The 22423-nt window shown below is 50.3% G+C and carries 18 protein-coding genes and 1 riboswitch; of the genes, 6 read left to right on the top strand and 12 right to left on the bottom strand.

Annotated elements, in window-relative coordinates:
- Nucleotides 1-186: 186 nt before the first annotated feature.
- The 4 genes from FQZ95_RS04565 to malK form a co-directional block, all read right to left on the bottom strand.
- Complete coding sequence (locus FQZ95_RS04565) at nucleotides 187-1767, bottom strand: SopA family protein (RefSeq protein WP_160529921.1); 1581 nt, start codon at nucleotides 1765-1767, stop codon at nucleotides 187-189.
- Between the two features lie 228 nt (nucleotides 1768-1995).
- Nucleotides 1996-2916, bottom strand: a complete 921-nt coding sequence (gene malM / locus FQZ95_RS04560; protein ID WP_001355073.1) for a maltose operon protein MalM — start codon at nucleotides 2914-2916, stop codon at nucleotides 1996-1998.
- A gap of 151 nt (nucleotides 2917-3067) precedes the next feature.
- Nucleotides 3068-4408 (bottom strand): maltoporin LamB, encoded by a 1341-nt coding sequence (gene lamB, locus FQZ95_RS04555; protein WP_000973662.1) that lies wholly within the window; start codon nucleotides 4406-4408, stop codon nucleotides 3068-3070.
- A gap of 71 nt (nucleotides 4409-4479) precedes the next feature.
- Nucleotides 4480-5595 (bottom strand): maltose/maltodextrin ABC transporter ATP-binding protein MalK, encoded by a 1116-nt coding sequence (malK, locus tag FQZ95_RS04550; protein WP_160529920.1) that lies wholly within the window; start codon nucleotides 5593-5595, stop codon nucleotides 4480-4482.
- A 364-nt stretch (nucleotides 5596-5959) separates the two neighbouring features.
- Between malK and malE the strand changes: the two genes are divergently transcribed.
- From malE to malG, 3 genes are all read left to right on the top strand, one after another.
- Nucleotides 5960-7150, top strand: a complete 1191-nt coding sequence (malE, locus tag FQZ95_RS04545) for a maltose/maltodextrin ABC transporter substrate-binding protein MalE (protein WP_000695398.1) — start codon at nucleotides 5960-5962, stop codon at nucleotides 7148-7150.
- 153 nt (nucleotides 7151-7303) lie between these two features.
- Nucleotides 7304-8848, top strand: coding sequence for a maltose ABC transporter permease MalF (gene malF / locus FQZ95_RS04540; protein WP_001353545.1), 1545 nt, complete (start codon nucleotides 7304-7306; stop codon nucleotides 8846-8848).
- A 14-nt stretch (nucleotides 8849-8862) separates the two neighbouring features.
- Nucleotides 8863-9753 carry a maltose ABC transporter permease MalG gene (gene malG, locus FQZ95_RS04535; RefSeq protein WP_001252058.1) on the top strand — a complete coding sequence of 297 codons (891 nt, stop codon included), beginning with the start codon at nucleotides 8863-8865 and terminating at the stop codon, nucleotides 9751-9753.
- A 93-nt stretch (nucleotides 9754-9846) separates the two neighbouring features.
- On the opposite strand, the gene psiE is transcribed toward malG, so the two are convergent.
- The 6 genes from psiE to pgi form a co-directional block, all read right to left on the bottom strand.
- Entirely contained in the window at nucleotides 9847-10257 is a 411-nt protein-coding gene (gene psiE, locus FQZ95_RS04530; protein ID WP_000202899.1) for a phosphate-starvation-inducible protein PsiE, read from the bottom strand.
- Between the two features lie 120 nt (nucleotides 10258-10377).
- A complete protein-coding gene (locus tag FQZ95_RS04525) occupies nucleotides 10378-12474 on the bottom strand; it encodes a YjbH domain-containing protein (RefSeq protein WP_088541558.1) in 2097 nt (698 codons plus the stop codon).
- The gene (locus FQZ95_RS04520; protein WP_088541559.1) at nucleotides 12474-13211 is read right to left on the bottom strand and encodes a capsule biosynthesis GfcC family protein; all 738 of its coding nucleotides are present in this window, start codon (nucleotides 13209-13211) and stop codon (nucleotides 12474-12476) included. The genes FQZ95_RS04525 and FQZ95_RS04520 overlap by 1 nt, the downstream gene beginning before the upstream one ends.
- Complete coding sequence (locus FQZ95_RS04515; RefSeq protein ID WP_001296632.1) at nucleotides 13208-13846, bottom strand: YjbF family lipoprotein; 639 nt, start codon at nucleotides 13844-13846, stop codon at nucleotides 13208-13210. Before FQZ95_RS04515 ends, FQZ95_RS04520 begins: the two co-directional genes overlap by 4 nt.
- Before the next feature lie 114 nt (nucleotides 13847-13960).
- Nucleotides 13961-14203, bottom strand: a complete 243-nt coding sequence (yjbE, locus tag FQZ95_RS04510; RefSeq protein WP_000757333.1) for an exopolysaccharide production protein YjbE — start codon at nucleotides 14201-14203, stop codon at nucleotides 13961-13963.
- Between the two features lie 514 nt (nucleotides 14204-14717).
- The gene (pgi, locus tag FQZ95_RS04505) at nucleotides 14718-16367 is read right to left on the bottom strand and encodes a glucose-6-phosphate isomerase (protein WP_000789986.1); all 1650 of its coding nucleotides are present in this window, start codon (nucleotides 16365-16367) and stop codon (nucleotides 14718-14720) included.
- A 236-nt stretch (nucleotides 16368-16603) separates the two neighbouring features.
- Nucleotides 16604-16800: riboswitch (Lysine riboswitch) on the top strand.
- Nucleotides 16801-16891: 91 nt separating this feature from the next.
- Here pgi and lysC point away from each other — a divergent pair.
- Both lysC and FQZ95_RS04495 read left to right on the top strand, forming a co-directional pair.
- Nucleotides 16892-18241 carry a lysine-sensitive aspartokinase 3 gene (lysC, locus tag FQZ95_RS04500; protein WP_001290305.1) on the top strand — a complete coding sequence of 450 codons (1350 nt, stop codon included), beginning with the start codon at nucleotides 16892-16894 and terminating at the stop codon, nucleotides 18239-18241.
- Between the two features lie 251 nt (nucleotides 18242-18492).
- Entirely contained in the window at nucleotides 18493-18765 is a 273-nt protein-coding gene (locus FQZ95_RS04495; RefSeq protein ID WP_001207638.1) for a DUF3811 domain-containing protein, read from the top strand.
- Here FQZ95_RS04495 and rluF read toward each other — a convergent pair whose 3' ends face one another.
- Nucleotides 18766-19638 (bottom strand): 23S rRNA pseudouridine(2604) synthase RluF, encoded by an 873-nt coding sequence (gene rluF, locus FQZ95_RS04490; RefSeq protein WP_088541560.1) that lies wholly within the window; start codon nucleotides 19636-19638, stop codon nucleotides 18766-18768. It abuts the gene before it with no gap.
- Nucleotides 19639-19849: 211 nt separating this feature from the next.
- Here rluF and pepE point away from each other — a divergent pair, with 211 nt between their 5' ends.
- On the top strand, nucleotides 19850-20539 hold the full coding sequence (gene pepE, locus FQZ95_RS04485; RefSeq protein ID WP_000421763.1) for a dipeptidase PepE: 690 nt from the start codon (nucleotides 19850-19852) through the stop codon (nucleotides 20537-20539).
- 89 nt (nucleotides 20540-20628) lie between these two features.
- Here pepE and FQZ95_RS04480 read toward each other — a convergent pair whose 3' ends face one another.
- Nucleotides 20629-22260 (bottom strand): Na/Pi cotransporter family protein, encoded by a 1632-nt coding sequence (locus tag FQZ95_RS04480; protein ID WP_105277319.1) that lies wholly within the window; start codon nucleotides 22258-22260, stop codon nucleotides 20629-20631.
- Nucleotides 22261-22423 lie beyond the last annotated feature (163 nt).

Below are 22423 nucleotides of genomic sequence, written 5' to 3'. Positions count from 1 at the left end.
TCGCAGAAAAGTGTTTACGGGAGATGTATAGCAAATTAAGTGATCTAATGCGCAACAAAAACGCAACAATCGCATGAAGTGATAAAACGCTGTTGAACCTTACGCTTTGCCGATGCCCGTGCTGGCAAGAGCAACCATAGGGGCATCACCGCCCGGGATGCCAGGAATGGTGATGTTTTCCTTTACTTACACACCTTTATTCTTTTTATGGATAGCTCGCCAACTTGCAGTAAAAATTGGGAAAAGCGCATGTTCATCATGAGATGTGGAGCCGAAAAGTGTTTCCGGAGTAATATTAACAGGCAGCATTTCATGTCTGGATTTAAAGATGTAGGGGGAATTCCAATGGGTATCTTTTGTAGGATTCAACATATCATGTAAGCGCTGGGAGCTTACCACCATAACTGGCCCATCATCGACAGAGGAGAACAGGATAAAGATATTATCGTTTCGTGTTAATTGCTTGGCGTTAAATGTTCTTAAATAATCGTCAACTTCTTTAAATATAGGTGATATATTATCACTGCGTATCCACTCTTTATAAAGATACCAGGCATTTTCTCTGATAATCTCATCCGATGATCGTAGAGCCTGATCGATAAGTTGGATAAAAAAATTATTATTTTGATCAATCAACCATTTATTCACACGAAATCTATTAATGAAAGTATTCATCTGTGTGACATCAAATTTCACCTTACTAAAACGATGTTGACGCATAAAAATATCTAACTTATCATCTTCATCATGATATAAATAGCTACGTATAATTGGATTGCTCACATAAGGATAATGACTAAATGTGTTTTTCATATTCTCAATAAAGTTTTTATTAACAATATTAAGAATTTTTAATTGTATCACCAGTTTGACTGCCAGAACGGATTTTAATTTCACTGCATTATCAGGCAACGTATTAATCATTTGGATAATGGCATTGATATAACCATCAAGATCTTCATTACCAAATATATCTGAGTAATCAATCGTTAATGTCAATTTCTCTGTAATGCAGTCTTTAAAATTCCCTGTCGACATTCGCACATGATCAAACATAACAGCTGTCAGATTCGATTTAATAAATGATATTTCTTTGGTAGAAAGAAATTCTGCTCTGGTGAAGTGCGAAGCATAAAGATAACAATTATCGAAGTTTGAATTTTTAATCTGACATTCGCGAAAATTACTATGACCAAGTTGACTCTGCGAGAAGTCAACTGTATCAAGAATATTTTGGCTAAAATCAACACATTCGCCACTCGTTTTGAGAAAAATCACATTGTGTAAACGTCGACATTTAAATATGACATTATTAACTGTTGCCTTAGTAAAATTGCAATTCTCAATTTCTTTACATTCGAAAGTTGCATGTTGTAGATTTGACGATAAAAAAGACACCTCCGAAATAACGTCACCTTTAAAATGGCAACTTGTTAAATCCAAATCAGACAGGTCGATATACCCCTGCGCATCTTTATCCATCAGAAAATCACAAGCACATTCTATTTCTTCATTTCTATAAAATTTTACGCTTATAATATCATTACTGATTGAGACTTCACGAAACATATTTATTGAATGATTTTTTTCGTTCCGTTGTTTTATATTTAAAAATATATTGCTGATATAAATAAAATTTTCTCGATTTAACCCTGGTACCCCATTGAAATTACGTAGTAAATCAAGATCTAATTTATTATTTCCTTGCACCACATCATGTTTCATCAAAGAGTTATTGCCGCCAGAATTTGTGATATGACCTATCATAAAACCTCTGTATTACAGAAATAAAATAACCTGGAAAAGTAGCCTGAGCGTCCAGACACTACCGGGGATAGGAAAAGAATCTCTGATATGGCATTGAGATAATGCACATTCTTAGTGAAGAAGAAGCGAAGTACTATAAAAAATCGCTCATATCCCAGGAAATAAGCATAAAAAAAGGTGCGCCAGGAGACGCACCAGTTGTTGCAAAATCAGCACTGTGGGGCGTAATTACCCCTTGCCTTTTACACTGCTGATAAAGGTGGAACGGGCAGATGTCGACCCCAGGCGTTCAGCTTCATCAAGCAGTTTTAACGCCTTATCAACATCACCTTTCGCGACAGCGTTTTTGATCGCGGTATTAAAATAACTTTCCGTGTCGTTGAGCATCGGCTCGCTTTTCTTCACCGGTGCCGGAGCGGGTGCAGCCACAGCTGGTGCCGCCGTGTTGCCTACCGTAACCGGAGCTGGAGCGGAAGAACCAAATAGAGGCCCCACCAACACGCTAGAACTGGAGTTCGTTTTGACTTTCAGTTTCAGTAAGCCATCGGTGGTATGACGAGCAACCGGGTCAGGAATATCCGGGATCGAGTTACCGACGCCTTTGGCATAGGCTTTAGCCGGGTCGAGCAGTTGGGTCGTCTGCTGGAGATCTTTTTCCGTGGTAAAGACCAGAACATAAAGTTTTTGCTGCCCCAACGCCGGTGTCAGGCGCATAACACCTTCCAGCCGATCTGCACTCATCACGCCTGGTTCCTGGTAGGTGAAATAACTGCTGGGGAAAAAGGCTGATGGGGTCATGTTCTGATCAAGAATCAGCACGTTGGGCGCAAATACGCTGGTTTGTTTGTTCACTTCGCTGGTCAGCGTCAGTGTCAGTTCGCCAATGTTTGCCGGGACGCTGTACGCAGCAACCGGACCACTGATGCCGGGGACTTTCAGTTGTTGGCCGCCGGTCGCCAGTTGGGTGGTCTGGGTTTTAGATTGATCGACCGGTGTCCAGGTGAGTTGTTGCAGCGCGGCAGATGGAATGGCTGGCGCGTCGCTGGTGTTTTGCGGTACGTAGTTAACATCGGCAAGGCTGATTCCAGGCGCGCTTGCCAGCAACCCTGCTGATAAACAGAGGGCGATGAGACTTTTATTCATTTTCATTGTTTTCACCTCAAAATCTGGAGTTCAGCGGTAGCCAGGCAATAGCGCGCCAAACCCGATAATCAGAGGGGCTTTCGCCCCTTTCAGATAATGACAACCTGTTTTTATGCCGGATGCGGCGCGAACGCCTTATCCGGCCCAGGTTTTGCTATTACCACCAGATTTCCATCTGAGCACCGAAGGTCCACTCGTCGCTGTCGCCACGTCCGAAGCTGCCGCCGTTGAAATCAGCTGGAACAGCTTTGCCGTAGTATGGGTTGGTTGAAGAGCTACCGTTGTAGTCATAACCCCATTTCTCATCCCACTTGGCGTAGGTTGCGAAGACACGAATAGCCGGGCGTGACCAGATGCTGTCGCCAGCCTGCCATTGTTGCGCGAGGGTAATTTTGTACTGATTGTTCTTGTCGCCGGTGCGCTGGGATTCGACGTTGTCGTAGCCGATTTCCATCACGGTGCTCATGATTGGCGTCCACTTGTACATCGGGCGAATACCGACGGTCCACCATTTGGTGCCGTTGTCGTTATCCCAGTTGATATCCTGGTACATACCCACGTACATCATGTCCCAGTTGTCGCCCATGGAGATCGCACCATGGTCGAGGATACGAAGCATGTGACCGTTGTTATTGATATTGTAGGCAAATTTTTCGTTATCAAACGCAACGCCAGAACCCTGCGACAGACCTTTACCCTGTGAGGTCATCGAGTCAGTAGCGTACTGAACAACAAACTTGTTAAAGCCCTTCAGGACACTCTGAGTATGTTCTGCAGTGAATAACCAGCCATCTTTCGATGCACCATCAACCAGACGATAGTTATCACGCAGATTGGCACGACCGTAGTCGACACCCAGCTCTAACGTGCCGCCCGGATTGATTTCCATCTGCGCTAAACGTACGTCGAATACATCGTTCGCGGTTTCGTTGGTATAGTCATAAATATTATTGCTGGCGAAAGAGGAAGAACCACCAGCTTCAGAGGAACGGGTTGCTGCCAGAGAGAGTTTACCAAAGCCAACATCGATGTTTTCCAGACCGGCACCAGGACCAGAAATATCCCAGTAGTAGAAGTCGATCATATGAACGTCATGACGTTGGTAGAAACGCTTACCTGCCCAGATGGTGGAGCCTGGCAGCCATTCAATCAGGTTTTTACCCTGCACGTTTGCTTCACGGAAGGCTGGATCGGTAGCTTCCCAGTCATTTTGTTGTGCGACGGAATAGGCCACGTTAGTGTCGAAATAAAAGCTCTTATCGCCCTCTTTCCACACTTCCTGACCCAATTTTAATTCAGCATAAGTTTCACATTCGTTGCCAAGACGGTATTTACTTTGAGCACCGGTAGTCTGGAAACACTGTTGTTCGCCGCCGCTACCTGTCCAGCCAATACCGGAACGTGCATAGCCGTGGAAATCAACAGCCATTGCCTGAGCAGACATTACGCCCGCTGCGACGGCAACCGCCAGAGGAAGTTTGCGCAGAGTAATCATCATTCTATCTCCTGAGTCATTGCTTTTCTTTTTTCACATCACCTGTGACAGGCTTTGTGTGTTTTGTGGGGTGCTTAAACGCCCGGCTCCTTATGCAGTCGACGACATGCAGTGCCATCCTCACGGAACAGATGGCAACGCTCTGGCGGCAGGCCGATAGCGAATGTGGCACCTTCTTCTACCAACACCACGTCGTTCTGGCGGTACACCAGGTTTTGACGAATGGAAGGGATCTGGATATGGATTTGAGTTTCGTTGCCGAGCTGCTCGACGACCTGAACTTCACCCTCAAGGATGACGTCAGCGATATCACTCGGCAGTAGATGTTCCGGGCGAATACCCAGCGACATATTGGCTCCAACCTGGACATCACGGCTTTCAACCGGCAGCCAGACTTGCTGACGATTCGGCATCGGCAGTTCCACCTGCACTTGATCGATTGCTGTGGCGGTCACTTTTACCGGCAGGAAGTTCATCTTTGGCGAACCGATGAATCCGGCGACAAAGCGGTCTGCCGGATAGTGGTACAGCTCCAGCGGTTTCCCAACCTGCGCCACGCGACCGGCGTCCAGCACCACGATTTTGTCGGCCAGCGTCATCGCTTCGACCTGATCGTGGGTGACGTAAATCATTGTGCGGCCCAGGCGTTTATGCAGACGGGAGATTTCGATACGCATTTGCACACGCAGTGCGGCATCAAGGTTGGAGAGCGGTTCATCGAGCAAAAATACACTTGGCTCGGCCACCAGCGTACGGCCAATCGCCACACGCTGACGCTGACCACCAGAGAGCGCTTTCGGTTTGCGATCCAGCAAATGCGCCAGTTGCAGCACTTCCGCCACCTGGTTAACGCGTTGGTTAATCAGCTCTCTTTTCGCGCCTGCCAGTTTCAGGCCAAATGACATGTTTTCTGCTACTGACAGGTGGGGATAGAGCGCGTAAGACTGGAACACCATACCAACGCCGCGTTCTGCTGGCGGTGTGTCATTCATCCGTTTCTCACCGATGAACAGGTCGCCGCTGGTGATCGTCTCAAGCCCGGCAATCATGCGCAGTAAAGTCGATTTTCCGCAGCCAGACGGCCCGACAAACACTACGAATTCACCTTCATGGATGTCGAGATTGATATCTTTCGATACCACGACCTCGCCCCAGGCTTTCGTTACATTTTGCAGCTGTACGCTCGCCATGCCCTTCTCCCTTTGTTACAACCTGTCATCGACAGCAACATTCATGATGGGCTGACTATGCGTCATCAGAAGATGGCTTAAATCCTCCACCCCCTGGCTTTTTTATGGGGGAGGAGGCGGGAGGATGAGAACGCGGCTTCTGTGAACTAAACCGAGACCATGTAAGGAATTTCGTGAAGTTGCTTGCAAAAATCGTGGCGATTTTATGTGCGCATCTCCACATTACCGCCAATTCTGTAACAGAGATCACACAAAGCAACGGAGGGGCGTAGGGGCAAGGAGGATGGAAAGAGGTTGCCGTATAAAGAAACTAGAGTCCGTTTAGGTGTTTTCACGAGCACTTCACCAACAAGGACCATAGATTATGAAAATAAAAACAGGTGCACGCATCCTCGCATTATCCGCATTAACGACGATGATGTTTTCCGCCTCGGCTCTCGCCAAAATCGAAGAAGGTAAACTGGTAATCTGGATTAACGGCGACAAAGGCTACAACGGCCTCGCTGAAGTCGGTAAGAAATTCGAGAAAGATACCGGAATTAAAGTCACCGTTGAGCATCCGGATAAACTGGAAGAGAAATTCCCTCAGGTTGCGGCAACTGGCGATGGCCCTGACATTATCTTCTGGGCGCACGACCGCTTTGGTGGCTACGCTCAATCTGGCCTGTTGGCTGAAATCACCCCAGACAAAGCGTTCCAGGACAAGCTGTATCCGTTTACCTGGGATGCCGTACGTTACAACGGCAAGCTGATTGCTTACCCAATTTCTGTCGAAGCGTTATCGCTGATTTATAACAAAGATCTGCTGCCGAACCCGCCAAAAACATGGGAAGAGATCCCAGCGCTGGATAAAGAACTGAAAGCGAAAGGTAAGAGCGCGCTAATGTTCAACCTGCAAGAACCGTACTTCACCTGGCCGCTGATTGCTGCTGACGGGGGTTATGCGTTCAAGTACGAAAACGGCAAGTACGACATTAAAGACGTGGGCGTGGATAACGCTGGCGCGAAAGCGGGTCTGACCTTCCTGGTTGACCTGATTAAAAACAAACACATGAATGCGGACACCGATTACTCCATCGCAGAAGCCGCCTTTAATAAAGGCGAAACAGCGATGACCATCAACGGCCCGTGGGCATGGTCCAACATCGACACCAGCAAAGTGAATTATGGTGTAACGGTACTGCCGACCTTTAAGGGCCAGCCATCCAAACCGTTCGTGGGCGTACTGAGCGCGGGTATTAACGCCGCCAGTCCGAACAAAGAGCTGGCGAAAGAGTTCCTCGAAAACTATCTGCTGACTGACGAAGGCCTGGAAGCGGTTAATAAAGATAAACCGCTGGGTGCAGTAGCGCTGAAGTCCTATCAGGATGAACTTGCGAAAGATCCTCGTATTGCCGCCACCATGGATAACGCTCAGAAAGGTGAAATTATGCCGAACATCCCGCAGATGTCCGCTTTCTGGTATGCCGTGCGTACTGCCGTGATCAACGCCGCCAGCGGTCGTCAGACTGTGGATGCAGCGCTGAAAGATGCACAGACTCGTATCACCAAGTAATGCAGTGAAATGCCGGATGCGGCGTAAACGCCTTATCCGGCCTACAAAACCGAAACGTATGTAGGCCTGATAAGACGCGTCAGCGTCGCATCAGGCAGTTGTTGTCGGATAAGGCGTAAATGCTTTATCTGTCCTGGAATGAGGAAGAACCCCATGGATGTCATTAAAAAGAAACATTGGTGGCAAAGCGACGCGCTGAAATGGTCAGTGTTAGGTCTGCTCGGCCTGCTGGTGGGTTACCTTGTTGTTTTAATGTACGCACAAGGGGAATACCTGTTCGCCATTACCACGCTGATATTGAGTTCAGCGGGGCTCTATATTTTCGCCAATCGTAAAGCCTACGCCTGGCGCTATGTCTATCCGGGAATGGCTGGGATGGGGCTATTCGTCCTTTTCCCTCTGGTCTGCACCATCGCCATTGCCTTCACCAACTACAGCAGCACTAACCAGCTGACTTTTGAACGTGCGCAGGAAGTGTTGTTAGATCGCTCCTGGCAAGCAGGCAAAACCTATAACTTTGGTCTTTACCCGGCGGGCGATGAGTGGCAACTGGCGCTCAGCGACGGCGAAACTGGCAAAAATTACCTCTCCGACGCGTTTAAATTTGGCGGCGAGCAAAAACTGCAACTAAAAGAAACAGCCGCCCAGCCTGAAGGCGAGCGCGCGAATCTGCGTGTGATTACCCAGAATCGTCAGGCACTGAGTGACATTACTGCCATTCTGCCGGATGGTAACAAAGTGATGATGAGCTCCCTGCGCCAGTTTTCTGGCACGCAGCCGCTCTACACACTCGACGGTGACGGCACGCTGACGAATAACCAGAGCGGTGTGAAATATCGGCCGAATAACCAAATTGGTTTTTACCAGTCCATTACCGCCGACGGCAACTGGGGCGATGAAAAGTTAAGCCCCGGTTACACCGTGACCACCGGCTGGAAAAACTTTACCCGCGTCTTCACCGACGAAGGCATTCAGAAACCGTTCCTCGCCATTTTCGTCTGGACCGTGGTGTTCTCGCTAATCACCGTCTTTTTAACAGTGGCGGTCGGCATGGTTCTGGCGTGTCTGGTGCAGTGGGAAGCGTTGCGCGGCAAAGCGGTCTATCGTGTCCTGCTGATTCTGCCCTACGCGGTGCCATCGTTTATTTCAATCTTGATTTTCAAAGGGTTGTTTAACCAGAGCTTCGGTGAAATCAACATGATGTTGAGCGCGCTATTTGGCGTGAAGCCTGCCTGGTTTAGCGATCCGACCACTGCCCGCACGATGCTGATTATCGTCAACACCTGGCTGGGTTATCCGTACATGATGATCCTCTGCATGGGCTTGTTGAAAGCGATTCCGGACGATCTGTATGAAGCCTCAGCAATGGATGGCGCAGGTCCATTCCAGAACTTCTTTAAAATTACGCTGCCGCTGCTGATTAAGCCGCTCACACCGCTAATGATCGCCAGCTTCGCCTTTAACTTTAACAACTTCGTGCTGATTCAACTGTTAACTAACGGCGGCCCGGATCGTCTTGGCACTACCACGCCAGCCGGTTATACCGACCTGCTCGTTAACTACACCTACCGCATCGCCTTTGAAGGCGGCGGTGGTCAGGACTTCGGTCTGGCGGCGGCAATTGCCACGCTGATCTTCCTGCTGGTGGGTGCGCTGGCGATCGTCAACCTGAAAGCCACGCGAATGAAGTTTGATTAAGGGAGATAACAAAAATGGCAATGGTCCAACCGAAATCGCAAAAAGCACGTTTGTTTATTACTCATCTGCTACTGCTACTTTTTATCGCGGCGATTATGTTCCCGCTGCTGATGGTCGTCGCTATCTCTCTGCGTCAGGGGAACTTCGCGACTGGTAGCCTGATCCCGGAACAAATCTCCTGGGATCACTGGAAACTGGCGTTAGGTTTTAGCGTTGAACAGGCTGATGGGCGCATTACGCCACCGCCGTTCCCGGTACTGCTGTGGCTGTGGAACTCAGTAAAGGTCGCCGGAATTTCCGCGATTGGCATTGTTGCGCTATCCACCACCTGCGCCTACGCTTTCGCCCGTATGCGCTTTCCTGGTAAAGCGACACTGCTGAAAGGCATGCTGATTTTCCAGATGTTCCCGGCGGTGCTTTCACTGGTAGCGTTGTATGCGTTATTTGATCGTTTGGGTGAGTACATTCCATTCATCGGCCTGAATACTCACGGCGGCGTAATCTTCGCGTACCTGGGGGGGATTGCGCTGCATGTCTGGACCATCAAAGGCTATTTCGAAACCATCGACAGTTCGCTGGAAGAAGCGGCGGCGCTGGATGGTGCAACACCGTGGCAGGCCTTCCGCCTTGTCCTGTTGCCGCTGTCAGTGCCGATTCTGGCGGTGGTGTTCATCCTGTCGTTTATCGCTGCCATTACTGAAGTTCCGGTCGCGTCGTTGTTACTGCGTGACGTAAACAGCTACACCCTGGCCGTGGGAATGCAGCAATACCTCAACCCGCAAAACTACCTGTGGGGTGACTTTGCCGCCGCTGCCGTGATGTCTGCATTACCGATCACCATCGTCTTCTTGCTGGCTCAACGCTGGCTGGTCAACGGACTGACGGCAGGTGGTGTGAAAGGTTAAAGATGTTGTTCTGCCAATGTTATGCCGCTACACCCTCAAATTACGTTATCCCAACTTGTGACTGTTATTCGGCGCTCTATGGAGCGCCTTTTTTTACTCCCGCTTCAGCCGTTTCGAATTACACAGCCATAAGGTGATCACCAGTAGCAGGATCGCTGCCGAGTAGATCAACACATCCAGTGGTGATTTATGATCGACGATGATCAAGCGCACAATGGCGGTGATCCCGATATAGACAAAGTAACGCAAGGGAAAGTGAAAACCGGACTGAAAGTACTTCACAATCAACGCGATAAATTCGAAATAGAGAAAGTAAACCACCAGCCCTTCCACCAGCTCATATTTGCTGGCTTGTTCTGGCGCGAACAGCACATCAGCCAGATGCACCGTTTCTTTGCCGAGGAAGACAACCAAAATCAGGCCGAGGCACAACAGGCCAAGATTGAGAACGGTCTGCAAAATGGTGGAGATAAACTCCACGCGCGGACGAGAGAGTGACGTCATAGCAGTACCTCCTTCACAATGGCGAGCTTCCTGTATAACGCAAAAATGTGACGGAGATCTATATTTTTTGTGTATGTTTTGTTCAACGCCGAATACGATTCCTGTATTCGGCGCTGCTTGTTAGCGGAAATTGACGCTTCGATCGCTGGTCATGTCATACAACTGGAACTTACGCCCAAGTTGCTGACCACCGTCACGCGTCAGCGGCGTCCAGCCAATTGCCGCTCGGCTACGAGTCGGGCCAGACGAGAAGAGATCCAACGGTACAGAGATATACACGCCTTTGGTGAAGTCCCCTTCGCCGTACTCCTCTTTCGAAACATTCGTGATCGTGGCATACCCACCCACCACCACGCCGCTATCAAAGCGTTTGGCGATTTCCAGCGTGCCGCCTTTATCCCCTGCCAGATACTGCCCGACGCTGGCTTTCACTAATACATCCTGAGCGAAAGATGGCGTCCAGTAGGCGGTAAAATGACCAGTTTTCACGCTGTAATCGGTGAATTTCATCATATCTTTCGCACTACGCCAGTCGCGCTGTTTAACGTAGTTAGCATCCAGACCAAACGCCCAGTTGCTATCCAGCGGGCGATACAATACTTCTGCCCCCGCGCCGCCAAACATGGTTTCGAGATAACCACCGTAGACCTGACCGTAGAAGCCGTTGCCCAGATGCTGGAAGTAGTTGGCTTGCAGGTTATTCACATAGACATCATTCTGCACATACTCACGCACATGGGTACGAACGCGCGGTAAGTGCGAGTCCTGCGGTGGATTGGTGTAATTAAACTTGTCGTAATTGTTCGCCAGGTTAGCAAACAGGCTACCGGTGGTCAGCAGATGGTCCGTCAGCCACAAATCCGCCGTTCCCATCATGCCCAACTGGTACATGTAAAAGTTTTCCGGGCCACCGACCGACTGGTTCAGCACCGGATCGATATGGAAATCAAAGCGTGATTTGTCTATATACCAGCCCTGCTCGGTGGACGCAGGAACTACCGGCTCGACGCGTTTTTGCGCCAGCGTCGTTTCGTGGCCCAACGACTCTCCGGCAAGATGATTTTTCAGGCTGGCTACATCGGTTTCCGTCGTCACCTGCGGCATGTTAAGGCGATTTTCTGTAACGCGGATCGTCTTGATCCCCTCCGGCAGATCGTTCATCACGATCCGATTAGCACGGATGATCCCTTCACGCGAATCACGATATTTCACCTGCTCACCGGTGACGTACAGCGTATCGCCTTTCGTCTGGATCTGCGGATCGGCCAGTCCGGCGTTGTATTTCAACAGCGTTAACTGATTCGCCACCACCGAATGCTGCAAAATGGCATCCTGCGGCTGCGGTTGATATTGCGGACGGGCGTTATCATTGTAGGACGGGCGTAGATCGTTAAAGTTGGTACGCAGCGTGACGCCAAACATAAAGGTGTTACCGCGTTCATAGCTAAGGTTAACGTCGGCCCAATCGGTAACGCGATAAATCGCCCCGACGTTAAACTTACTTTTTTGCTCCAGCTTCCCGGCAAAATCCTGCTGATAATTATTGCCTTCATACTCCAGTTTCAGACGCAGTGGCTGCCAGGGCGTCTGGTATTCCACGCCGCCAAACAGTGAGGCCGGACCGTGGAACATCTGGCTGCCGTCGATAGATCCCGCTTGTTTGTAGCTGTTATCGCGATAGCAATATTTGTCACTGGCTGAACAGAGCGGATTTTTCACGTTACCGCTGGTGCCCAGATATCCCCAGCCCAGGCCGAGCGTAAAATCGAATGGCCCCCAGGCTTTGCTGGCGACAAGATATTCCGCATCGAACAGCCCCGTACCGCCGATATCCCGCGCACCAACCGCCACCTGTGGCAGCCAGTAACTCTCTTCCCATAAACGCAGTTTGAGATCGAAGGCTTTATCTTTATACGTTTGATCACCAGAGAACGCTTCGACGCTGCTGTACTGCCGAGTGCGCACGTCGGTATAACGCAGCGTTGTTTCCAACCACGGGAAGAGTTGCACTGAAGCTGAGTAATAACGGTACTGATCGTTATCGCGATAGTTCAGACTCAACTCCCCTTCCCGCGCCATGCGCGCGGTAGGTGTTTGTAATAATCCTACACCACCGAAATCCGATTGCGACGGACCAATGGGCGCAGGATATGTTTCGCCGTAGCAAGCCGTGCTAATGCCCAGCGCCAGTAAACTAAGCAGATGTCTTTTTTTCATTATTGCGGTATCCGCTGCGTCAGAGTCTGAAGAATGTCAGCGTTAAGGGCATCAGGCGTCTCACTCCAGACGGAGTCCGCGAGGCCAACATAAATAATGCTGCCGGGCATCGGCTCTACGTGACGCTTGTTCCAGTAAGCCACCGGAGTTTTTTGCGTGCGTCCATCCGGATAAACGACCCACGCGTAGCTGCGATCCGCGCCGCTAAGCAGACTTTGCCCGGAGAGATAGCTCGCCACGTCGCGACCGGGAGTGAATGACTGCTTGCCTGGACGGCTGATAAGCCCGAACAACGTGACCGTGGACGGTGGTGGTCCGACCCACAGCGTGTAGTTGCCCTGCAACGGCGGGTTACCGCGTTCGGCAACGCGCACGATATCAGGATCAAGATTGATTTTTTGTCTGCCCGTCACCTTCAACGCCTGAATTTGCTGGCGTAAGGCGTTAATGGCGGCGGCATCGTCGGTGCTGGATTCTGAGGCCAGTTCTGCCAGCCTTGTCAGCAACGCCTGCTGCTGCCGTAATGCCGCCGCCGTTGCCAGCTCTTCGCTAATCACCGCTCCGGGCCACCAACTGTTTGCCAGCCGCGGTTGGCCTACCAGATCGATTAAATGCTCTGCGCCCGTTAGCGTTTTGGCCTCATTGCTGCCATTACTGAACACTTTGACGGTGCCTGCCGCAAAGACCGATGACGCTCCCACGCTCATAATCAACGCAGCAATAGTTTGTTTAATCATTGTTTTGCCGCCTTGATGAGAGTGGTTTTCACCGGGAAATAATCCGCGCCGAGATACTGTTCCGACTGGCGAATTTGCCCTTCGCTGTCGATCCAATAGCGGTTATGCCAGCGAGCCTGGTCGGTGGAGACTTCTTCGTCCAGCACACGAACCGGAGTTTCATCGCTACCGACTTTGACAGTATCGGTGCCATCCCATTTGAAAACCGAGCGTGCGGTGGCGTAGCGCACCTGCTGGTACTCGGTCCAGCCCATCGTGCGCGTCCAGGTTGCGCCATCAACAATTTGTGCGGGTTTTATCAGCGGGTCGGCGGCAAGGTTATTCACTTCAATCAGGTTGTCGCCGCCAAGCAAAGTCTTCACCAGACGACCATGTTGTGTGACGAGAGTGGCTTGATCCTGAGTAACCCATTTTTGTTGTCCGTCTTCAGCGAAGGCTAGCACCACAAACAACTGCGGCCCGCCATTAAGCTGCATGTACTGGCTGGCGTAGGGCATATTTTGAATATCATCGTCCGTCAGCTGTACGCCTGGCGTACCGAACAGACTGTCCCACAGTGAATTGCCCAGCTCTTTAGTCGTGGCTGAACAGGCCTGTAATAGCAGGCAGATAAGAATGAGTGCAGGTCGCTTCACGACTCTTCTCCAGAGGGGCAGAATAACCACACCGGAGTGTGGTTATGGTTAATCCCCGTCATACTTCAAGCCACAGATGCAATGACTCGAATTATTTTGGGGATACATACTTTATTACTGGGTACTGGTGGTTGTGGTTGTTGTGGTCCCGGTATTAGAACCATCACCGCCACCGGTTGCCGCGAGCGCGACACCCACCGCCGAACTTACGGTGCTGACGCTGGTCGCGGAGGAACTACCCGCCGAAACCGACGTTGCTGCCGACCCTGCTGCTTCGCCCACCTGTACAGGTGCAGCCCACGCAGAAGTCGCCGCAAGCGCAGATATGGCAAAAATGCCATACAGAACTTTTTTCATAACAATTTCCCTTCATTGAATGAATGGAGATTTACCCAAAAACATTTCGGGCGGGATCGAGTATACACAACTAAAGCATGCGAATTACGGCGTGGGGAATTAGTGATGGAGTTTTAAGATAATTGGAATGAATATCAAATATAAGTTTCAACTTATATATAAATAAGTTTAAAAATCAAAAAGTTAAAATAAAATCAAAAATGATTGACCTACGTATTTTCCGAAATAACCACGATTAAAAATCTATTTTAGGATTAACCTCACGGTATGATTTCTGTTAAATCACAGACAAGGGGATTTATCTGATAAAACAATGCCGACTTATAGTCGGCATTGTTATTAAGGTTATTTAATCAATCCTGCTATGTATTAATTGCCGAATACGATGTACATATCGGCATCGACCTGTAGGCCTGATAAGATGCGTAAAGCGTCGTATCAGGCACCAGTTGCCGGATGCGGCGTAAACGCCTTATCCGGCCTACATATCATCGGCATCAGGCTCGCTCGATGATTAACCACGCCACGCTTTATAGCGGTTAATCAGACCATTGGTCGAGCTATCGTGGCTGCTGATTTCTTTATCATCTTTCAGCTCTGGCAGAATACGGTTCGCCAGCTGTTTACCCAGCTCCACGCCCCACTGGTCGAAGGTGAAGATGTTCAGGATCACGCCCTGTGTAAAGATTTTGTGCTCATACAGCGCAATCAACGCACCCAGGCTGAACGGAGTGATTTCGCGCAGCAGGATAGAGTTGGTCGGACGGTTACCTTCGAACACTTTGAACGGTACCACATAGTCCAGGGTTGCCGGATCTTTACCCTGATCGCGATATTCCTGCTCAACCACTTCGCGGGATTTACCAAACGCCAGCGCTTCGGTCTGAGCGAAGAAGTTAGACAGCAGTTTCTGGTGATGATCAGAGAGCGGGTTATGGGTGATAGCCGGGGCGATGAAATCGCATGGCACCATCTTCGTACCCTGGTGGATCAGCTGGTAGAACGCGTGCTGACCGTTAGTACCAGGTTCACCCCAGATAATCGGGCCAGTCTGGTAATCCACAACGTTACCGTTACGGTCTACATACTTACCGTTGGACTCCATATTGCCCTGCTGGAAGTACGCTGCGAAACGGTGCATATACTGGTCGTACGGCAGAATCGCTTCAGTTTCCGCACCAAAGAAATTGTTGTACCAGATGCCGATCAGCGCCAGCAGTACAGGCAGGTTTTTCTCTGCAGGTGTGGTGGAGAAATGCTTGTCCATCGCGTGTGCGCCGGAAAGCAGTTCAACAAAGTTATCAAAGCCGATGGAGAGAACAATCGACAAGCCAATCGCTGACCATAAAGAGTAACGACCGCCGACCCAGTCCCAGAACTCGAACATGTTGGCGGTATCAATACCAAACTCACCAACGGCTTTGGCATTGGTTGAGAGCGCAGCGAAGTGTTTCGCAACGTGTTTTTCATCACCTGCCGCTTTCAGGAACCAGTCACGCGCGCTATGGGCGTTGGTCATGGTTTCCTGAGTGGTGAAGGTTTTAGATGCTACCAGGAACAGCGTGGTTTCCGGGTTTACTTTTTTCAGCACTTCCGCGATGTGAGTTCCATCGACGTTAGAAACAAAGTGCATGTTCAGGTGATTTTTGTACGGACGCAGTGCTTCGGTCACCATGTACGGGCCGAGGTCAGAACCGCCGATACCGATGTTCACTACGTCGGTGATGGCTTTGCCGGTATAACCTTTCCACTCACCGGAAATGATCGCTTCCGAGAAGGTTTTCATCTTCTCCAGCACCGCGTTGACTTCCGGCATGACATCTTTGCCATCAACCAGAATCGGGGTATTGCTACGGTTACGCAACGCTACGTGCAGTACGGCACGGTTTTCGGTGCGGTTAATCTTCTCGCCAGAGAACATCGACTTAATCGCGCCAGCCAAATCACACTCTTTCGCCAGATCCTGTAATTTCGCCAGCGTCTCTTCAGTGATGCGGTTTTTGGAGTAATCCACCAGCATCTGATCGTCGAAGGTTGCGGAGAACTTAGAAAAACGATCGCCGTCTTTAGCAAAAAGATCGGCGATCGTAACGTCTTTCATTTCATCGAAGTGTTTCTGTAGTGCCTGCCAGGCCGCGGTCTGCGTTGGATTGATGTTTTTCATTAGCAATACTCTTCTGATTTTGAGAATTGTGACTTTGGAAGATTGTAGCGCCAGTCACAGAAAAATGTGATGGTTTTAGTGCCGTTAGCGTAATGTTGAGTGTAAACCCTTAGCGCAGTGAAGCATTTATTAGCTGAACTACTGACCGCCAGGAGTGGATGAAAAATCCGCATGACCCCATCGTTGACAACCGCCCCGCTCACCCTTTATTTATAAATGTACTACCTGCGCTAGCGCAGGCCAGAAGAGGCGCGTTGCCCAAGTAACGGTGTTGGAGGAGCCAGTCCTGTGATAACACCTGAGGGGGTGCATCGCCGAGGTGATTGAACGGCTGGCCACGTTCATCATCGGCTACAGGGGCTGAATCCCCTGGGTTGTCACCAGAAGCGTTCGCAGTCGGGCGTTTCGCAAGTGGTGGAGCACTTCTGGGTGAAAATAGTAGCGAAGTATCGCTCTGCGCCCACCCGTCTTCCGCTCTTCCCTTGTGCCAAGGCTGAAAATGGATCCCCTGACACGAGGTAGTTATGTCTGAAATTGTTGTCTCCAAATTTGGCGGTACCAGCGTAGCTGATTTTGACGCGATGAACCGCAGCGCTGATATTGTGCTTTCTGATGCCAACGTACGTTTAGTTGTCCTCTCGGCTTCTGCTGGTATCACTAATCTACTGGTCGCTTTAGCTGAAGGACTGGAACCTGGCGAGCGATTCGAAAAACTCGACGCAATCCGCAATATCCAGTTTGCCATTCTGGAACGTCTGCGTTACCCGAACGTTATCCGTGAAGAGATTGAACGTCTGCTGGAGAACATTACTGTTCTGGCAGAAGCGGCGGCGCTGGCAACGTCTCCGGCGCTGACAGATGAACTGGTCAGCCACGGCGAGCTGATGTCGACCCTGCTGTTTGTTGAGATCCTGCGCGAACGCGATATTCAGGCACAGTGGTTTGATGTACGTAAAGTGATGCGTACTAATGACCGATTTGGTCGTGCAGAGCCAGACGTAGCCGCGCTGGCGGAACTGACCGCGCTGCAGCTGCTCCCGCGCCTCAATGAAGGCTTAGTGATCACCCAAGGATTTATCGGCAGCGAAAGTAAAGGTCGTACAACGACGCTTGGCCGTGGAGGCAGCGATTATACGGCAGCCTTGCTGGCGGAGGCCTTACACGCTTCTCGAGTTGATATCTGGACCGATGTCCCAGGCATCTACACCACCGATCCACGCGTGGTCACCGCAGCAAAACGTATTGATGAAATCGCGTTTGCCGAAGCGGCAGAGATGGCAACTTTTGGTGCAAAAGTACTGCATCCGGCAACATTGCTACCCGCAGTACGCAGCGATATTCCGGTGTTTGTCGGCTCCAGTAAAGACCCACGCGCAGGTGGTACGCTGGTGTGCAATAAAACTGAAAATCCGCCGCTGTTCCGTGCCCTGGCGCTTCGTCGTAATCAGACTCTGCTCACTTTGCACAGCCTGAATATGCTGCATTCTCGCGGTTTCCTCGCGGAAGTTTTCGGCATTCTCGCGCGGCATAATATTTCGGTGGATCTCATCACCACCTCCGAAGTGAGCGTGGCGTTGACACTTGATACCACCGGTTCCACCTCCACTGGCGATACATTGCTGACGCAATCTCTGCTGATGGAGCTTTCCGCACTGTGCCGGGTAGAAGTGGAAGAAGGCCTGGCGCTGGTCGCGTTGATTGGCAATGACCTGTCAAAAGCCTGCGGCGTAGGCAAAGAGGTATTCGGCGTACTGGAACCGTTCAACATTCGCATGATTTGTTACGGCGCATCCAGCCATAACCTGTGCTTCCTGGTGCCCGGCGAAGATGCCGAGCAGGTGGTGCAGAAGCTGCATTTTAATTTGTTTGAGTAAACACAGTATGGTCCGAAAGACATTATTTCGGGCCGTATGTTTTTCTTGTCATTATGCCCATCAATAAACGAGTCTATTCCCTGTTAACCAGCATCTTTATCTAAGAATAATTACCTTTAATTTTTTATCTGCATCTCTAGCTAATTATCGAGAGAGATAAATATTTAAGAGAAGGCAAAATGAATATTATCAGTTCTGCTCGCAAAGGAATTCCCGTACACTGAACTCTCCGGCTCACTGAGGGCACCATCATGGCACTCCCCCGTATTACCCAAAAAGAGATGACTGAACGCGAGCAGCGTGAACTTAAAACACTGCTGGATCGGGCGCGTATTGCGCATGGTCGCGTGCTGACCAACTCGGAAACTAACAGCATTAAGAAAGAGTACATCGATAAATTAATGGTTGAACGTGAGGCTGAAGCAAAAAAAGCCCGCCAGTTGAAGAAAAAGCAGGCTTATAAACCGGATCCTGAAGCGTCGTTTAGCTGGTCGGCAAATACGTCAACACGCGGCAGGCGTTAATCAACGCCCCTTCTTTTTGCGCCCCGGCGAGGTAAAACGTTTACCATTTGACGCCGGGCGACCACCTTTTTCCGCCGTTTTTTCCATCTTAACGACCGGGCGTTTGATGCCCGCCATTTTCGGTTTGGCCTTCGCTTTAGGTTTTGCCTCGGAAGAGGAATTTTCAATGAGCTTAAAGAGATCGATAAGCTCATCGTCGGTTAAATCGCGCCACTCACCCAGCGGAATGCCGCTTAAACTGACGTTCATAATGCGCGTACGCTCCAGCTTTTTCACTTCGTAACCAAAGTGCTCGCACATGCGACGGATCTGACGGTTCAGTCCCTGCACCAGGGTAATGCGAAAAACAAACGGCGCTTCTTTTTTGACTTTGCACTTTTTCGTCACCGTCCCGAGGATCGGCACCCCCGCCCCCATACCACGAATAAATTCATCGGTAATCGGTTTATCGACCGTAACCAGATACTCTTTCTCATGATCGTTACCCGCACGGAGGATCTTATTCACCAGATCGCCGTGATTGGTGAGGAAAATCAGCCCCTGGGAATCTTTATCCAGGCGGCCAATCGGGAACACGCGTTTGCTGTGGTTAACAAAATCGACAATGTTATCGCGCTCGCCATCTTCGGTGGTGCTGACAATACCGACGGGCTTGTTCAGGGCGATAAGTACCAAATCTTCGGCTTCCCGAGGCTCAATCAACTGACCATTTACTTTCACAACGTCGCCGGGTTTCACCTGATCGCCAATGGTGGCTCGCTTGCCATTAAGGAACACATTGCCTTGCTCGATATAGCGATCCGCTTCGCGGCGTGAGCAAATTCCGCTTTCGCTGATGTATTTATTTAAACGGACTGATGAGTCGGGCAGCATAAATTCTCCTGTAAAAAACGGAATATACCGTACCTTTGGGTTGATAAAAAATAGTCATGAGCGAACTATTTGTTATTTCCATTGGCTTGAATTCGTTACCTGCTCAAATCACTTTCCAGAAGCAATGTGCGACATCGTGAGCCATGTCAGTAAGCGATTAAAATCACAGTGATAGCATGCCTCCCGTGATTTCTTACTAACCGGAGAAGTAATGGAACTGCTTTTATTGAGTAACTCGACGCTGCCGGGAAAAGCCTGGCTGGAACATGCGCTGCCGCTGATTGCTGAACAGTTGCAGGGTCGCCGTTCAGCGGTATTTATTCCTTTCGCGGGCGTAACGCAGACCTGGGATGATTACACAGCGAAAACGGCTGCGGTTCTCGCTCCGCTGGGTGTTTCTGTCACCGGTATTCATAGCGTTGTCGATCCTGTTGCCGCGATTGAAAATGCGGAAATTGTGATTGTCGGCGGCGGTAATACTTTCCAGTTGCTGAAACAGTGCCGCGAGCGCGGGCTGCTGGCACCAATTACTGACGTGGTGAAACGTGGCGCGCTGTATATTGGCTGGAGCGCAGGCGCTAACCTTGCTTGCCCAACCATTCGTACCACCAACGATATGCCGATTGTCGATCCGCAAGGTTTCGATGCGCTAAATCTGTTCCCGCTGCAAATCAACCCGCACTTCACCAACGCGCTGCCGGAAGGCCATAAAGGTGAAACCCGTGAGCAGCGTATTCGCGAACTGCTGGTCGTCGCGCCAGAACTGACGATTATTGGTCTGCCGGAAGGTAACTGGATCACAGTAAGTAAAGGTCACGCTACGCTGGGTGGCCCGAACACCACTTATGTGTTTAAGGCTGGTGAAGAAGCGGTTCCGCTGGAAGCGGGTCACCGTTTTTAAGTGAATTGCCGGATGCATGATCCGGCATCTTGTACATAGTGCCTGATGCGACGCTTTACGCGTCTTATCAGGCCTACAGGGGCACGGTATTAATACTCGTCTCGTCCTTCATCTTCATCAGGCTGTTCCAGCACACTGTAAGCGACTGAACAAAACAGCGAGTTCAGGCGCTGCATATCTCCCAGTAAGCCTAAATGTAGCGAACTGGTTTCAATGCTCTGCACGTTTTGCTGATGCAGGCGATCGACGTGGGCGTGGGAATAGCGGCGATTAAGAATGCGAAAACGATGTTTGCTGCGGCGCAAACGACGGGCGCTGGTAACATCGCCAGAGAAGAAAACCGACATTGCCAGTTTTAAATTACTGAGCAATTGCTCATAGAGCGCATCCAGTTCCTTCAAGCCATCAAGCGAAAATGCTCGCCTTGCAGCCAGCGATTTGTCGGCAATTTCACTACCCATGCGCTCGACGATATCGGAGGCCTGTTCAAGGTTAAGCGACATTTCGATGATCTCCGCCCAGCGACGCGACTCTTCCTCCGCCAGCTCTTCTTTTGGCATTCGCGCCAGATACAGCTTAATGGCGGTGTAGAGAACGTTGATATCATCTGCCAACTTACGCAGCTCTTTCTCCTGCCGTGGCTCGCCGTGCATCACTTTATTCAGCCCTTCCATCATCTGTTCCATAGCGTCGCCAATGCGCAGGGTTTCGCGGGCGGCATTCGCCAGAGCAAGCGTAGGCGTATCCAGCGCGCTGACATCCAGATGTTTGGGCCGTAGCTGGGTATCCAGTTCCGGTTCATCGCGAATAATCGTTTTGCAAAAACGAGCCATCGGTTCAACGAATGGCAGCATGACCAGGCAACGAACGAGGTTGTAGAAAACGTGGAAATAGATCACCAGTTCCGCTTTTGGCAATGACAACTTCCCCATTGTCTCTGCCAGCAAATGAACAAACGGCAGGATAATCAGGCTACCCACCAGCTTAAACAGCAGACTACCCAGCGCGACACGGCGGGCTGCGGCATTGGCGGCACTGTTGTTGAGCATCGCCAGCAGGCCGGAACCGAGGTTAGCACCAATCACCAGACAAAGTGCCACGGGGAAGGAGATGATGCCTGCGGCGGTCAGAGTCGCGGTCAGCAGTACAGCAGCAAGGCTGGAGTAGCTGATAATGGCGAACATCGCGCCAATCAGCGCATCCAGCAGAATGTCACCCGTCAGCGAGGCAAAAATCACCTGAACGCCGTTTGCCTGGGTGATCGGCGTTACGGCCTGCACAATCAATTCCAGCGCCAGCAAAATCAGCCCAAGACCAATACCGACGCGGCCCAGTTGCCCGGCGCGTGATTGTTTGCGTCCGAGGAAAAAAATCACGCCGATAAAAATAAGTAGTGGTGACAACCAGGATAAGTCGAAGGTGAGAATACGCGCCATTAGCGCCGTCCCGACATCTGCACCCAGCACAATCACCAGCGCAGGCGCGAGAGCAACCAGATCCTGGGCGACAAACGAGGTCACCAGCATGGTGGTGGCATTACTGCTCTGCACCAGTGCGGTAACGCCGATCCCCGCGCAAAAGGCAAGCGGCTTCTTTTCGACGCTTCGGCTAAGAACGGTACGCAGACGTGCGCCGAAGACGCGCATTACGCCTGTTCGAACAATATGTGTCCCCCAGACCAACAGGGCGACGGCAGAAAGCAGGTGAAGCAGCGTTAACACGAGTTCAGGTTCTCCTTATCGTTATATGTTCCTGAAGCAATTGAATGACCAAAGGACCGGAAACACGCTGACTGAAATCTTTATTGTGACTTTTGACATTCGTTTTTCCGGCTCAGATTATTCCAGCCTGATTCCAGTATAAGTGTTTCATATTAATAAAGAG

Source organism: Escherichia sp. HH41S, assembly GCF_009820115.1.
Taxonomy (GTDB): domain Bacteria; phylum Pseudomonadota; class Gammaproteobacteria; order Enterobacterales; family Enterobacteriaceae; genus Escherichia; species Escherichia coli_F.
The sequence above is the reverse complement of the archived record's forward strand: the minus strand, read 5'-3'. Positions and strand labels throughout refer to the sequence as shown.

Bases quoted from the DNA above. Each gene is read 5' to 3' on its own strand.
- FQZ95_RS04565 (WP_160529921.1), bottom strand. From the start codon at position 1,767: ATGATAGGTCATATCACAAATTCTGGCGGCAATAACTCTTTGATGAAA.
- malM (WP_001355073.1), bottom strand. From the start codon at position 2,916: ATGAAAATGAATAAAAGTCTCATCGCCCTCTGTTTATCAGCAGGGTTG.
- lamB (WP_000973662.1), bottom strand. From the start codon at position 4,408: ATGATGATTACTCTGCGCAAACTTCCTCTGGCGGTTGCCGTCGCAGCG.
- malK (WP_160529920.1), bottom strand. From the start codon at position 5,595: ATGGCGAGCGTACAGCTGCAAAATGTAACGAAAGCCTGGGGCGAGGTC.
- malE (WP_000695398.1), top strand. From the start codon at position 5,960: ATGAAAATAAAAACAGGTGCACGCATCCTCGCATTATCCGCATTAACG.
- malF (WP_001353545.1), top strand. From the start codon at position 7,304: ATGGATGTCATTAAAAAGAAACATTGGTGGCAAAGCGACGCGCTGAAA.
- malG (WP_001252058.1), top strand. From the start codon at position 8,863: ATGGCAATGGTCCAACCGAAATCGCAAAAAGCACGTTTGTTTATTACT.
- psiE (WP_000202899.1), bottom strand. From the start codon at position 10,257: ATGACGTCACTCTCTCGTCCGCGCGTGGAGTTTATCTCCACCATTTTG.
- FQZ95_RS04525 (WP_088541558.1), bottom strand. From the start codon at position 12,474: ATGAAAAAAAGACATCTGCTTAGTTTACTGGCGCTGGGCATTAGCACG.
- FQZ95_RS04520 (WP_088541559.1), bottom strand. From the start codon at position 13,211: ATGATTAAACAAACTATTGCTGCGTTGATTATGAGCGTGGGAGCGTCA.
- yjbE (WP_000757333.1), bottom strand. From the start codon at position 14,203: ATGAAAAAAGTTCTGTATGGCATTTTTGCCATATCTGCGCTTGCGGCG.
- pgi (WP_000789986.1), bottom strand. From the start codon at position 16,367: ATGAAAAACATCAATCCAACGCAGACCGCGGCCTGGCAGGCACTACAG.
- lysC (WP_001290305.1), top strand. From the start codon at position 16,892: ATGTCTGAAATTGTTGTCTCCAAATTTGGCGGTACCAGCGTAGCTGAT.
- FQZ95_RS04495 (WP_001207638.1), top strand. From the start codon at position 18,493: ATGGCACTCCCCCGTATTACCCAAAAAGAGATGACTGAACGCGAGCAG.
- rluF (WP_088541560.1), bottom strand. From the start codon at position 19,638: ATGCTGCCCGACTCATCAGTCCGTTTAAATAAATACATCAGCGAAAGC.
- pepE (WP_000421763.1), top strand. From the start codon at position 19,850: ATGGAACTGCTTTTATTGAGTAACTCGACGCTGCCGGGAAAAGCCTGG.